Below are 14087 nucleotides of genomic sequence, written 5' to 3'. Positions count from 1 at the left end.
CGGTGAAGGAGTCGGCAATGGGCAGAGGGTTTTCTCCGGGCAGGCGGCGCGGGGGGACGCGGGCGCTGGTGGCGGCGACCGCCGCGGCGGCGCTGGTGGGCGGGGTCCTCGTCCCGACCCCGGCGACCGCGCAGGCCCCGCGGGCGCCGGCGGTCACCGCGGCGGGCACGTCGGTGCTGGTCTTCCACGGGCCGGCGGACGGGCAGGAGGACCCGGTCGCGCGTGCCGCGCGGGCGTTCCGGGAGATCGGCGCGGCGAACGGGATCACCGTGGAGACGTCGTCCGACCCGGCGGTGTTCACGCCGGACGGGCTGGCCGGGCACCGCGGCGTGGTGTTCCTGTCGGCGGCGGGCGTCGCGCTCGGCCGCGAGCGGGAAGCCGCGCTCCAGGCGTACGTGCGCAACGGCGGCGGGTTCCTCGGCGTGGGCGACGCGGCCAAGGCGCAGGCCGGGTCGGCCTGGTTCACCGGCCTCATCGGCACCCGCCCGGCCGGCGGCGACAACACGCCCGAGGCGGTCGCCGCCGTGACGGCCAGCGGCGAGAACCCGCCCAACGAGACCAAGGAGAAGCTCACCGACGGGGACGACCGCACCAAGTGGCTGACCCGCGCCACGACCGCCTGGGTCGCCTACCGGCTCAACGCCGCCGCCGCGGTGAACCGCTACTCGCTCACTTCCGCCAACGACGCCGCCGGGCGCGACCCGCGCGACTGGACCCTCCAGGGCTCGGCGGACGGCACGACGTGGACGGACCTCGACCGGCGGACCGGGCAGACCTTCGACGACCGCCTGCTGACCCGCACGTTCACCGTCGCCGAACCCCGGTCGTTCCAGCACTACCGGTTGGCCGTCACCGCGAACGGCGGCGAGCCGCTGATCCAGCTGGCCGACCTGAGGCTGCTGTCCGGCGACCCCACTCCCCCGCCCACGCCCGCCGTGCAGCAGGCCCGGGTCAACGTCCTGGACCGGCTGCACCCGGCGACCGAGGACCTGCCGCCCAACGTCACGCTGACCGACCGCTGGTACAACTGGGACCCCAACCCGGTCGGCCTGGTGCACACCGTCGCCCAGGTCGAGGAGTGGGGCTACCGGCCCGGCCCGGGGGCCAACGGCGCGTTCCACCCGGTGTCCTGGTGCCGCGACTACGACGGCGGCCGGTCCTTCTACACCGGCATGGGGCACACCGAGGGCAGCTACGACGCGCAGGCGTTCCGCGCGCACCTCGCCGGCGCGCTGAAGTGGACCACCGGGGTGGTGCGCGGCGACTGCCGGGCCACCATCGCCGCCAACTACGAGGTCGAGCGGCTGACCGCGGCCAACCAGAAGGGGCAGCTCGACCAGATCGGCGAGCCGCACGGCCTGACCGTCGCGCCGGACGGCACGGTCTTCTACGTCGGCAAGGCGGCCTGCCCGACCGGGCCGATCGCCGACTGGGCCAAGCCGGAGGTCGGCTTGGGCTGCGGCACGATCCACCGGTACTCGCCGGGCGACGGGGAGGTGGAGCTGCTGGCCACGCTGCCCGTCATGGGCAACCGGGGCAGCGGCTCCGAGCTGGTCAAGAACGAGGAGGGCCTGCTCGGGATCGTGCCCGACCCGGCGTTCGCGCGGAACGGGTGGCTGTACGTCTACTGGATGCCGCACGACACCGTGGACCGGGAGAAGCGCACCGGCAAGCGCACGATCTCGCGGCTGACCTACGACCGGGCCACGCGGACCATCGACCTCGCCTCGCGCGCGGACCTGTTGCAGTGGACCGCCCAGCAGCACAGCTGCTGCCACGCGGGCGGCGGCATGGCGTTCGACGCGGCGGGCAACCTCTACGTCGGCTCCGGTGACAGCAACTCATCCGAGGGCTCGCAGGGCTACTCGGGCAACAACTGGACGGCCGAGCACCAGGGACTGTCCTTCCAGGACGCCCGCCGCACGGCCGGCAACACGAACGACCTCAACGGCAAGATCATCCGCATCCACCCCGAACCCGACGGCACGTACACGATCCCCGAGGGCAACCTGTTCCCGCCGGGCACCGACAAGACCCGCCCGGAGATCTACGTGATGGGCGTGCGCAACATCTCGCGGCTCCAGGTCGACCCGGTCACGCAGTGGCTGACCGCCGCGTGGGTCGGCCCGGACGCCACGGCGCCGAGCCCCGAGCTGGGACCGGCCAAGTACGAGACCGCGACGATCATCACCGAGGCGGGCAACCACGGCTGGCCGTACTGCATGGGCAACCGGCAGCCCTACCGCGACCGCAGCGACACCGACGCCAAGGTGCTGACCGGCTGGTACGACTGCGACGCGCCGAAGAACACCTCGCCGCGCAACACCGGCCTGGTCGACCTGCCGCCGGTGAAGGACAACATGATCTGGTACTCGCCGGGCGGCGGCGGCCCGGTGTTCCCGCTGCGCCCGGACGGCGTGCCGTCGTACAAGGCGGCCGAGGCCACCTACACCCAGCCGTGGCTGCGCGGTGGCGGCCAGGCCGTGATGACCGGGCCGACCTACCGGCGCGAGCTGGTCGACACCGGCAGCGGCGTCGCGTGGCCGGAGCACTGGGACGGCAAGTGGTTCATCGGCGACCAGAGCAGCTCGGCCAACCGGGTCGCGGTCACGGTCGACCCGGACGGCGTGCCGACCGCCGCGCCGCCGGTGTTCGTCGAGACGCTGCGGGCGATCATCCCGGGCGGCAACGGCGACGACCGGCTCCAGAGCTGGATGGACGCGAAGTTCGGCGCGGACGGCGCGCTGTACCTGCTCGACTACGGCGGCGGGTTCTTCAGCCTGCACGCCAACCAGAAGCTGATCAGGGTCTCCTACCGGGGCGGCGCGCCCACCCCCGTGCCCGCGGCGACCTCGGTGGCCGTGCAGGGCAAGCCGCTCACCACCGCGTTCACCGGCTCGAAGGCCGGCGGCGTCGAGCACCGCTGGGAGTTCGGCGACGGGACGTCCTCCACCGAGGCCGACCCCCGGCACACCTACGCCAGGCCGGGCACCTACGACGCGACGCTGACCGTGACCTACGCCGACGGCGAGCGGCACGTCGTGCCGCTGGAGGTGGACGTCGGGTGCGCCGTGCCCGACGACCGCGACACGGTGTGGACGGGCGCAGTCGACTCCGGCGTGCCCAACGAGCAGGTCGGCGGCGGCTGCACGATCAACGACCTGGTCGACGACGAGAGCGCGTGGCCCGACCACGGCGCGTTCGTCCGCCACGTCACCGCGCTGGCCGACCGGTTGCAGCGCGACGGCGTGATCGGCGGGCGCGAGAACAGCGCCCTGGCGCGCGCCGCGGCGGCGTCCGACGTCGGCACGCCCGCCAACACCGGCTACGAGCCGATCTTCGACGGCACCGCGCAGTCGCTGCGCGGGTGGACGCAGGCGCCGTCCGGGTCGTTCTCGGTCCAGCCGGACGGCGTGCTGCGGTCCTCCGGCGGGCTGGGGATGCTGTGGTACCACGCGAAGCGGTTCGGCGACTTCTCGGTCAAGCTCCGGTTCCGCGACTCCTCACCGGAGGGCACGCGCGCCAACAGCGGCGTGTTCACCCGGTTCCCGGACCCGCGCACACCGCTGGAGCAGCGACCGCCGGACAGCTGCGGCACCACGGGCAGCGCCCGCACGTCCCCCGCGTGGGTGGCGATCTTCTGCGGGCACGAGGTCCAGATCTACGACGGGGAGACCGGTGAGCCGCAGAAGACCGGCTCGGTCTACAACTTCGACCCGGTCGGGCTGCCGGGCGCGGGCGCAACTCCGAAGGGCGTGTGGAGCGACTACGAGATCAGGGTCGTCGGGCAGCGCTACACGATCACCCGCGACGGCGTGGTGATCAACGAGTTCGACAACGCGCCGGGCAAGCAGTCGTCCCGCGCCGGCGACCCGCCGACCGACCTGCGCCAGTTCGCCGAGGGCTTCCTCGGCCTCCAGAACCACGGGACGAACGACGTGGTCGACTTCCGCGACATCAGGGTGCGGTCGCTGTGACCGCCCGGGGGAGGTTCCGCGTGCTCCGGCGCTCCGTCGCCGCGGTGGTGGGCTCGTTGCTGGTGGCGTCCGCGCTCCCGGCCTCGGCGCTCCCCGCGTCCGCGCTCCCGACGCCCGTGCTCCCCGCGCCGGTGTCCGCCGCCCAGGTGCTGACGTGGACCGCGGACAACGACATCACCCGCTACAGGTCCGCGCCCGCCGGGGCGGTGGCGGGCGCGGCGACCCTCGTGTTCGAGAACAGCGAGGCGACCGGCAACACCACCGGGATGCCGCACACGCTGACCTTCGACACCGAGACGCCCGGCTACAACCACGACGTCGACGTGGACGTGCTGGCCAACCCGTTCGACAGCGCCAACGGCCGCCACCAGGTCGACGTCGTGCTCACGCCCGGCAGGTACCGCTACCACTGCACCATCCCGGGCCACAGCACGATGGTCGGCGAGCTGGTGGTGACCGAGGGCGGCGGCGAGGACACCACACCGCCCGAGGTCGCCGCCCAGGTCGCGGGCGACCGGAACGCCGACGGCGACTACCTGGGCGCGGCCGCGGTCACCGTGACGGCCTCCGACGCCGGGTCCGGCGTCGCCCTGGTGGAGTACCAGGTCGACGACACCGGGTTCGAGCCCTACACCGCGCCGGTCCGCGTCACCTCGGTGGGCGACCACTCGGTGCAGTACCGGGCGACGGACGAGGCCGGCAACACGTCACCGGTGGGGTCCGCGCGGTTCGCCGTCGTCGAACGGCCCGCCGAGGACACCACCCCGCCGGTCGTCGCCGCGCAGGTGACCGGCGAGCGGAACGCGGACGGCCACTACCTCGGCGAGGCGACCGTGACGGTCACCGCCACCGACGCGGGCTCCGGCGTGCGCAGCACCGAGTACACCGTGGACGGCGGTCCGTGGACGCCCTACACCGCGCCGGTCGAGGTCACCGCGCCCGGCGCGCACATGGTCCACCACCGCGCGACCGACAACGCCGGCAACACCTCCGCGGAGGGCATGAGCGGCTTCACCGTCGTGGAACGCCCGGTCGAGGACACCACGCCGCCGACGACGGCCGGCGCGGTGACCGGGGAGCGGGACCCGGTCGGGAACTACCTGGGCACCGCGACCGTCACGATCACCGCCGGCGACGACGGCTCCGGCGTGGACTCCATCGAGCACACCGTGGACGGCGGTGCGTGGACCCGCTACACCGCGCCGGTCGCGGTGCGCGCGGAGGGCGCGCACGCGGTGCGCTACCGGGCCACCGACCGGGCCGGCAACACCGCGCCGGAGAAGTCGCTGTCGTTCACCGTCGTCGCCCCCGGGCAGGACGCGTGCCCCGACTCCGACACGCGGCGGACGGTGGTCATCGGGGACGACGACACCGGCGTCCCGAACGGGGACACCGGGAACGGCTGCACCGTCAGCGACCTGATCGACCAGCACGGCGGGCACGCCGACCACGGCGCGTTCGTCCGGCACGTCGAGCGCGTCACCGGCGACCTGGTGGCCCGCGGCCTGCTGACCCGGCGGGAGCAGGGCGTCCTCGTGCGCGCCGCCTCGCGCTCCGACATCGGCACCTGACCCCCTCCAGCCCCGTCCGCACCCAGCAGGGAGAACGACCATGGCCAGACGGACCGCATCCGCACTCGCGACCCTGAGCGTCGTCGCCGCCGCCGCGGTGCTCGCCCCGACCGCCCACGCGGGCCTGGTCACGCACTGCGTGGGCAGCGGCGGGGCCGTGACGGTCCCCAACGACCTGCTCGTGCCCGCCGGGGGGTCGTGCTCGCTGGCCGGCACCACCGTCACCGGCAACGTGCAGGTGGCGGCGGGCGCCAACCTGGTGGTGACGGGCGGCACGGTCAACGGCGAGGTCCGGGTCGCCGCCGACGGGTACCTCGACGCCACCGACACCCGCGTCGACGGGCAGGTCGTGCTCGCGCCGGGCGGGTTCGGCGTGTTCCTGAAGAACACCGGCACCGGCCGGGTCGTGGTCGAGCCCAGGGGCTCGGCGGCGGCCGACGGGTTCCTGTTCGTCGAGGGCGGCTCGTCGATCGACGGCGACCTGACGGCCGGGTCCGGCGAGGTCAGCGTGACCGGCAGCGAGATCACCGGCGACGTCGGCACCAGCGGCGCGTACTTCACCGACCTGCACGACACCTTCGTGGACGGCGCGCTGTCGGTGCTGAACAACGCCACCGGCAGCGTCGTGTGCGGTGGCGCGGTGCAGGGCAGGGCGACGTTCGCGGGCAGCCTCGGCGGCATCCAGCTCGGGCCGAACGGCGCGCTGGACACCTGCGCCTCGGGCGGCTACTTCGCCCGGGACGTCGTCGTCTCCAGCACCACCGGCCGCACCACGCTGCACGACAACGTGATCAACGGCGAGCTCCGGCTGACCGCCAACAACCCGGTGGCCGAGGTGGCGGCCGACAACCGGGTCCGCGGCGGCATCACCGGCGACCACACCGCGCCGGCACCGGCGGCCGGTGCCGCGCTCGCCGACGACACCGCCCGCGGCACGGGCGGGCGGCGCGCCCAGGACCGGGCGGCCGAGGCGCGGGCCGAGGTCGCCGCGAGGGGTCCCGCCGGTCTGTGACCGCGCGATCCCGGTCCCGGCCCGTGCGCGGGTCCGGGACCGCCGGGGGTCCGGGACCGCCGGGCGGGTCCAGGTCCGCCGGACAGGTCCAGGGCCGCCGAGCGGGTCCGGGACCGCCAGGCGGGTCCAGGGCCGCCGGGGTCCAGGGCCGCCGGGGGCGTCAGGTCAGCCGGCGGTCCAGGACCTCGGCCGACAGCACGTGCTGCACGACCATCACGGACGCGCCCAGCACACCCGCCTCGGTGCCCGCCTTGGACGTGACGATGCGCAGGTCCTGGGTCGCCAGCGGCAGGGAGCGGCGGTAGACCGACTCGCGCACGCCCGCCAGCAGCATCTCCCCCGACTGGGCGACCAGGCCGCCCACCACGATCAGCGACGGGTTGAACATGCTGACGCACGCCGCCAGCACCTCGCCCACCTCGCGGCCCGCCTGGCGCACCACCCGACCGGCCTCGGCGCTGCCCTCGCGCACCAGCCGCACCACGTCCGCCGCGGTCCACGCCTCCACGCCCCGCGCCCGCAGCGCCGACGCCAGCGCCGGTCCGCCCGCCACGGCCTCCAGGCAGCCCGTGTTGCCGCACCGGCACAGCACGTCGCCCGCACCGGGCGCGTGCACGTGCCCCAGGTCGCCCGCCGCGCCGGCCGCGCCCCGGTGCAGCACGCCGTTGCTGATGAAGCCCGCGCCGATGCCGGTGGCCATCTTGACGACGATCACGTGCCGGGAGTCCGGGAAGCACCGGGTGTGCTCGCCCAGCGCCATCAGGTTGACCTCGTTGTCGACCAGGACCGGCACGCCGAGTTCCGCGCCGACCGCGCCCGGCACGTCGAACCCGTCCCAGCCGGGCATGATCGGCGGGTTGTTCGGCCGGCCGCTGGAGTGCTCCACCGGACCGGGCAGGCCGATGCCCGCACCGGCCAGGGTGGCCGGGTCGAGGTCGGGGAGCATCCCGCGCCACGTCTTGACCAGCAGCGGCAGGACGGCGGCGGGACCGTCCGCGATGTCCAGCGGCACCTCCTCGACCGCCGACAGCCGGCCGTCGAGGTCCGTCACCGCGACCGTGGCGCGGGTGGCGCCGACGTCGGCGACCAGCACCGACCGCGCGCCGGCGTTGAACGAGAACAGGTCGGCCGGCCGGCCGCCGGTGGACTGCCCGATGCCGCCGCCGACGACCAGCCCCGCGTCCAGCAGCGCCTCCAGGCGGGTGCGGACGGCGGACCGCGCCAACCCCGTCTCGGCCGCGATGTCGGCCCGGGTGCGGGGCCGGCCGTCCCTGAGCAGGCGCAGGACCGCGGCGGGGGAGGCGGTGGCGTAGCCCGGTGCCCTGTCCATCCGCCCAGTGTCGCAGAGCGTGAAAGCTCCTGGTCAGCTTCGTGTTGCGGCGCACTGGGGATCATCCGAACGGACCGGTCGGCGGCCTGGCCTCAGGGGTTGGCCCGGGTGACCAGGTCGGCGACCCGCGCGGCGTCGAGCGGACTGCCCGGGAACGCGCCGAGCCGGCCCAGCGGCAGGCTGCCGAGGAAGGCGAAGACCTGCGGGTCGGCGAACATCCCGCCCCCGCCGTCGGCCAGGGCCTCTCCCAACACCTGCGCGCCCCTCGGGTCGGCCTGCCACTCGGCGAGCGTCGAGTCCGCCGTCAGCGGCACCCTGGTGTCGTCGCCGTCGACCACGACCGACACCGCCGCGCGCAGGTCGCGCGACGACGCGCCGACCTCGAAGACGTGCTCGCCGCCCTCGACGACCCACCGCCCCAGGCGCGGGTCCCAGTGCTCCAGGTCGGCGCGCGGGATGCGCACCACGGCTTCGACCGTGCGCCCGGCCGGGACCTCGACGAGGGCGAAGCCCCTCAGCTCGCGCGGCACGCGGCGCACCGCCGAGCCCGGCACGCTCCCGTACACCTGGACGACCTCGCGGCCGTCCCGGTCGCCGTCGTTGGTGACCGGCACCCGCACCTCGACGCCGCCGTCCGCGGTGGACGCGCTCGCCGTGCCGTAGGTGAAGGTGGTGTAGGACAGGCCGAAGCCGAACGGGTAGGCGACCTCCTGCCCGCGCGCGTCGAACCCGCGGTGGCCGACGTGCAGGCCCTCGCCGTAGCGGACGTGCCCGGCCTCGCCCGGGAAGTCCAGGTGGGACGGGTGGTCGGCGAGCGCGAGCGGGATGGTCTCGGCGAGCCGGCCCGACGGGTCCACCACGCCGAACAGCACGTCGGCGAGCGCGCTCCCGCCCGCCTGGCCGAGCAGCCACCCCTCCACCAGGGCGGGCACCGCGCGGTCCCAGGGGCGGGTGAGCACGACGGCCCCGTTGGACAGCACGACGACGGTCCTCGGGTTGGCCTCCACGACCCGTTCGACGAGCGCGACCTGGTCGGCGGGCAGGTCGAGCGAGGCGCGGTCGAGCCCCTCGGTCTCCTGCGCGGTGCCGATGAAGACCACCGCCACGTCGGCGGCCCGCGCGGTCTCGACCGCCTCGGCGGCGAGCGCCCCGCCGTTCCCGTCGTCGCCGTCGAGCGAGTAGCCGGCGGCGAACGCGACGGGCGCGGACGTCAGCCCCCTGATCGCGGTCAGCGCGTCGTCCAGCCGGGTCGGGTTGACCTGCGAGCTGCCGCCGCCCTGGTAGCGCGGGCTCCGCGCGTACTCGCCGACGACCGCGACCGACACGCCCCCGCGCGGCAGCGGCAGCAGGCCGCCGTCGTTCTTGAGCAGCACGACGGCGCGCGCGGCGACCTCCCGGGCGAGGGCGTGGTGCGCGTCGGCGTCGCGGGTCGCCGCCGGGTCGGCCCCGGCGACCGCCCGGTCGACCAGGGCCAGGACCCGGTCGGCGGCGGTGTCCAGGGCGGCGGCGTCGAGCGTGCCGTCCTCCACCGCCCGCACCAGGGCCTCGTCCCCGGCGGGGTCGGGACCGGGCATGGTCAGGTCGAGCCCGGCCCGCACGGCGGCGACGCGGTCGACCACGGCGCCCCAGTCGGACACCACCAGACCGTCGAAGCCCCATTCGTCGCGCAGCACCTCGGTGAGCAGCCAGTGGTGCTCGGAGGCGTGGACGCCGTTGACCTTGTTGTAGGCGCACATCACGGTCCACGGCCGGGCGTCCCGCACGACCCGCCGGAACGCCCTCAGGTACACCTCGCGCAGGGTGCGCTCGTCGACGTCGGCGCTCACCCGCATCCGGTCGGTCTCCTGGCTGTTGACCGCGAAGTGCTTGAGCGACGCGCCGACGCCCCGGCTCTGGAGGCCGCGCACCCACTCGACCGCGAGGACGCCGGCGAGCAGCGGGTCCTCCGCGTAGTACTCGAAGTTGCGGCCGCCGAGCGGGGTGCGCTTGAGGTTGACGCCGGGGCCGAGCAGGACGTGCACGCCCATCGCGCGGGCCTCCTCGCCGAGCGCCTCGCCGACCCGGCGGACCAGGTCGGGGTCCCAGGTGGAGCCGAGCGCGACGGCGGGCGGGAAACAGGTCGCCGGCTCGCTGTCGAGCAGGCCGACGTGGTCGCCGCCGGCGCGCTGCGCGCGGACGCCGTGCGGCCCGTCGGTGAGGGTGATCGCGGGGACGCCCGCGACGGCGGTGGTGTGCCAGAAGTCGCCGCCGCTGGTCAGCGCGGCCTTCTCCGCCGTGGACAGGTGCGGCGGCCGGTCGTCGGTGCTCACGGTGTTCCCTTCGTGGTCCCGCGTTACTGAGTACCTACTAAGTACTCGGCCCACGGTACCCTGGGCGCGACCGGACGGCAGGGGGTGCGACCGTGGCGGGTGAACCGGCCCGGCGGGACCGTGCGCGCCTGCCGGCGGCCGAGCGGCGGCGGCAGATCGTCGAGGTGACCACCCGGCTGATCGCCGAACGGGGCTTCTGGGGCCTGTCGATGCAGGACGTCGCCGACGACTGCGGCCTCACCGTGCCCGGCCTGCTGCACCACGTCGGGTCGAAGGACGGCCTGCTCATCGCCGTCCTGGAGCACCGCGACGCCGAGGACGCCCGGACGCTCGCCGCCGAACTGGGCGCGCCCGCGCCGCCCGTCGACCTCACCGGCGTGGACCTGCGGCGGATGTGCTCGGCGCTGGTGCGGCGCAACGCGGCGCAGCCGGAGATCGTGCGGCTGTTCGCCGTGCTGGAGGCCGAGTCGCTGGCCCCGAGCCACCCCGCGCACGCCTACTTCGCGGCCCGCCAGGACAGCACGCTCGCCGTGTTCACCGACCTCGCCAAGGGGCTCACCGGCTCACCGGGCTCCCTGGCCCGGCAGGTCGTGGCGATGATGGACGGCCTCCAGGTCCAGTGGCTGCGCGCACCCGCCACCACCGACCTGGTCGAGCAGTGGGAAGCCGCCGCCGAGGTGCTGTTCGCCGGGTCGCGCTAGCCCGCTCGACGCGGTCGACGCGGCACCCGGAGCCGACCGGATCGCGTTATCGCTAACACCGTCACCCGAGAGCCGCTGTTGACAACGCCGCACTCCCCGCGTTACGAAGGTGACCCACCCCACTCGTCGACACCGCCGCTCCGCACCCTCGGTTGTTAGCGCTAACAAGAGCTTGTCGCCCCGACCACCGCAGATCGGAGCAGACCATGCACCGACGAGCCCGCGCCTGCGCGGTGTCGCTCCTCGTCCTCGCCGCCTCGCTCGCCCTGCCGGCCGCCGCCTCCGCCGCCCCGCTGCCCGCCGGCGCGAGGTCGCTGGAGGCGGTCAACTCCCCCGGCCGGTACGTCCGGCACGTCGACTTCCTCGGCCGGCTCGACCCCGTGACGGCCGGCAGCACGGCGCGGGTGAAGTCCGACGCCACGTTCACCGCGGTCAACGGCCTGGCCTCGCCGTCGTGCTCCTCGTTCCAGGCGGCCAACGGGATGTTCCTGCGGCACCGCGACTGGCGCGTGCGCCTGGAGCCGAACACGGGTGACGCGCGGTTCCGCGAGGACGCGACGTTCTGCGCCGCGGCCGGGTCGGTGACCGGCTCGGTGTCGCTCGTGCCGTTCAGCCACCCGGACCGGCGGCTGCGGCACCGCGACTTCGAGCTGTGGGTGGACCCGTACCAGGACACCGCGGGTTTCCGCGCCGACAGCTCGTTCCGGCTCACCGCGCCGTGGACCCCGAAGACGACCAGGGGTCCGGTGCTCCCCGGCCTGTTCGCCGACCCGCACATCGTGCACCTCGACGGCCGCTACCACCTCTACCCCACGACGGACGGCTACGCGGGCTGGGCCTCGCCGTACTACAAGGCGTTCTCCTCCACCGACCTGGTGAACTGGACCGACCACGGCCCGGTGCTCGACCTCGGCCCGGACGTGTCGTGGGCGGACGACTCGGCGTGGGCGCCGGCGGTGGTGGCGAAGAACGGCCGGTACTGGCTGTACTTCAGCGGCGGCGCGGCGTTCGGCGACACGGGCAAGCACCTGGGCGTGGCGGTGTCCGACTCGCCCACCGGCCCGTTCCGCGACGCGCTCGGGCGCCCGCTCGTCCGCGCCGGGGCGTACGCCGGGCAGGCCATCGACCCGATGGTGTTCACCGACGACGACGGGCGGTCCTACCTGTACTGGGGCAACGGCGCCGCGCACGTCGTGCCGCTCAACGCGGACATGGTGTCGTTCGACCCCGCGCAGGTGCGCACCGCCACCCCGAGCGGCTACCGCGAGGCGTCGTTCGTGCTCAAGCGCAACGGCACCTACTACTTCACGTGGTCGGAGAACGACACGCGCGACGAGGACTACCGCGTCGCCTACGCCACCGGCCCGTCGCCGCTGGGCCCGTGGACCAAGCGCGGGGTCGTGCTCCAGAAGCGCCTGGACCTCGGCGTCAAGGGGCCCGGCCACCACTCGGTGGTGCGGGTGCCCGGCACCGACACCTGGTACGCGGCCTACCACCGGTTCGCCGTGCCCGCCGGCAACGGCACCAACCGCGAGGTGACCGTCGACCGCATGGCGTTCAACGCCGACGGCACCATCAGCCCGATCGTCCCGACGCTGTGACGAGGAGTCCCGCTGTGTCCCGAACGACCACGAGGGTCGGCGCCCTGTTCGCCGCCGCCGCCCTGCTGCTCACGTCCTGGTCGGCCCCGACCGCCCCGCGCGCGTCGGCCGCCGAGCCGTTCACCGGCTACCTGATGGCGCACTTCACCGGCGAGCACGCCACCGGCGAGCAGCTGCACCTGGCGCACAGCCGGGACGGCCTGCGCTGGACCGACCTGAACAACGGCGCGCCCGTGCTGCTGTCCACCGTGGGCACGCGCGGCGTGCGCGACCCCGCGCTGGTCCGCTCCCCCGCCGGCGACCGGTACTGGATCATCGCGACGGACCTGCGCATCGCGAGCGGCACGTCGTGGTCCGACGCGGCCAACAACGGCAGCAAGTCCCTGGTGGTGTGGGAGTCCACCGACCTGGTCACCTGGTCCGCGCCGCGCCTGCTGAACGTGGCGGGCGGCATCCCCGGTGCGGGCGACGCGTGGGCCCCCGAGGCGATCCACGACCCGGCGTCCGGCGACTACGTCGTCTACTGGGCGACGAACGCGACGCTCAACGGCGTGAAGAAGCACCGCATCTACTACGTGCGCACCAGGGACTTCCGGTCCGTGAGCACGCCGGTGCTCTACCTCGACCGGGGCGCGGGGCAGGGCGTCATCGACACCCAGGTGGTCGAGTCGCCCGAGGGCGTGGGCGGGTACCGCTACTTCCGCGCCTCCGCCGACGGCCACATCACCGTCGAGGGCAGCAACTCGATCCTGGGCACGTGGACCACCATCGGCAACCTGTCGCACATGGGGATCTCCAACGGGGCCACCGGCGGCACCGTGGTCGAGGGTCCGATGTGGATGCGCTTCAACGGCCGCACCGAGTGGGCGCTGTGGCTGGACCAGTACGCCACCGGGCGCGGGTACATGCCGATCACGTCGTCGAACCTGGGCAGCACGCGGAACTTCGCCACCCGCACCGACTTCTCATTGGGCGGCACGCGCAAGCGGCACGGCTCGATCCTCAACCTCACCGCCGCCGAGGAGGGCCGGGTGCTGGCGAAGTGGGGCGCGTCCGCACCGGTCAGCCGCATCCAGTCGTACACGCACCAGGACCGGTACGTGCGGCACGCCGACTTCGACGTGCGGATCGACCCGAACGTGAGCCCGGTGCAGGACTCCCAGTTCCGCGTCGTGACCGGCCTGGCCGGGACGGGCACGGTGTCGTTCCAGTCGGTCAACTACCCCGGTCACTACCTGCGGCACTACGGTTTCGACTTCGTGCTGGCCGCGAACGACGGCACCGCGACGTTCGGCGGTGACGCCTCGTTCCGCCAGGTGGCGGGGCTGGCCTCCTCGTCGTGGGCGTCGTTCCAGTCGTACAACCACCCGGACCGCCACATCCGCCACTACGGCTACCAGTTGCGGCTCGACCCGATCACGGACGCGACGGGGAGGGCGGACGCGACGTTCCGGCTGACGGGGTGAACCCCGCCGGGTTCCCGACCTCGACGAACCCGGCGCCCTCGAAGACCTGGTGAGCACCGACGTGCAGTTCGCCCCGGGTGACCTGCTTGCCCGACCGGGTCGTCGTCGAGTGCCCCTCCA

Annotated in this window: 8 protein-coding genes; 6 read left to right on the top strand and 2 right to left on the bottom strand. The window is 74.4% G+C overall.

Annotation, left to right across the window (positions count from 1 at the left end; all coding sequences use genetic code 11):
* The first annotated feature begins 17 nt into the window (after window positions 1–17).
* From ACR807_RS14125 to ACR807_RS14115, 3 genes are read left to right on the top strand one after another with little or no spacing between them, the layout of a single operon-like run.
* Window positions 18–3977, top strand: coding sequence for a ThuA domain-containing protein (locus tag ACR807_RS14125; protein WP_438921747.1), 3960 nt, complete (start codon window positions 18–20; stop codon window positions 3975–3977).
* A 20-nt stretch (window positions 3978–3997) separates the two neighbouring features.
* A complete protein-coding gene (locus ACR807_RS14120) occupies window positions 3998–5548 on the top strand; it encodes an OmpL47-type beta-barrel domain-containing protein (RefSeq protein ID WP_438921746.1) in 1551 nt (516 codons plus the stop codon).
* Between the two features lie 40 nt (window positions 5549–5588).
* Entirely contained in the window at window positions 5589–6560 is a 972-nt protein-coding gene (locus ACR807_RS14115; RefSeq protein ID WP_438921745.1) for a hypothetical protein, read from the top strand.
* 160 nt (window positions 6561–6720) lie between these two features.
* Here ACR807_RS14115 and ACR807_RS14110 read toward each other — a convergent pair whose 3' ends face one another.
* A complete protein-coding gene (locus tag ACR807_RS14110; protein ID WP_438921744.1) occupies window positions 6721–7890 on the bottom strand; it encodes an ROK family protein in 1170 nt (389 codons plus the stop codon).
* A 92-nt stretch (window positions 7891–7982) separates the two neighbouring features.
* Window positions 7983–10199 carry a glycoside hydrolase family 3 C-terminal domain-containing protein gene (locus ACR807_RS14105; RefSeq protein WP_438921743.1) on the bottom strand — a complete coding sequence of 739 codons (2217 nt, stop codon included), beginning with the start codon at window positions 10197–10199 and terminating at the stop codon, window positions 7983–7985.
* Between the two features lie 92 nt (window positions 10200–10291).
* Between ACR807_RS14105 and ACR807_RS14100 the strand changes: the two genes are divergently transcribed.
* The 3 genes from ACR807_RS14100 (at window position 10292) to ACR807_RS14090 (ending at window position 13967) form a co-directional block, all read left to right on the top strand.
* Window positions 10292–10900, top strand: coding sequence for a TetR/AcrR family transcriptional regulator (locus ACR807_RS14100; protein WP_438921742.1), 609 nt, complete (start codon window positions 10292–10294; stop codon window positions 10898–10900).
* Window positions 10901–11106: 206 nt separating this feature from the next.
* Window positions 11107–12501, top strand: a complete 1395-nt coding sequence (locus ACR807_RS14095) for a family 43 glycosylhydrolase (RefSeq protein WP_438921741.1) — start codon at window positions 11107–11109, stop codon at window positions 12499–12501.
* A gap of 14 nt (window positions 12502–12515) precedes the next feature.
* Window positions 12516–13967: a glycoside hydrolase family 43 protein gene (locus ACR807_RS14090; RefSeq protein ID WP_438921740.1), complete on the top strand. Its 1452-nt coding sequence runs from the start codon at window positions 12516–12518 to the stop codon at window positions 13965–13967.
* Window positions 13968–14087 lie beyond the last annotated feature (120 nt).

This window comes from Saccharothrix sabaoui, assembly GCF_051756985.1.
Classification (GTDB): Bacteria; Actinomycetota; Actinomycetes; order Mycobacteriales; family Pseudonocardiaceae; genus Actinosynnema.
This window is presented reverse-complemented; position numbering and strand designations above follow the sequence as displayed.

What these genes read in the sequence shown, in the direction of transcription:
- ACR807_RS14125 (WP_438921747.1), top strand. Translation starts at nt 18, where the DNA reads ATGGGCAGAGGGTTTTCTCCGGGCAGGCGGCGCGGGGGGACGCGGGCG.
- ACR807_RS14115 (WP_438921745.1), top strand. Translation starts at nt 5,589, where the DNA reads ATGGCCAGACGGACCGCATCCGCACTCGCGACCCTGAGCGTCGTCGCC.
- ACR807_RS14110 (WP_438921744.1), bottom strand. Translation starts at nt 7,890, where the DNA reads ATGGACAGGGCACCGGGCTACGCCACCGCCTCCCCCGCCGCGGTCCTG.
- ACR807_RS14095 (WP_438921741.1), top strand. Translation starts at nt 11,107, where the DNA reads ATGCACCGACGAGCCCGCGCCTGCGCGGTGTCGCTCCTCGTCCTCGCC.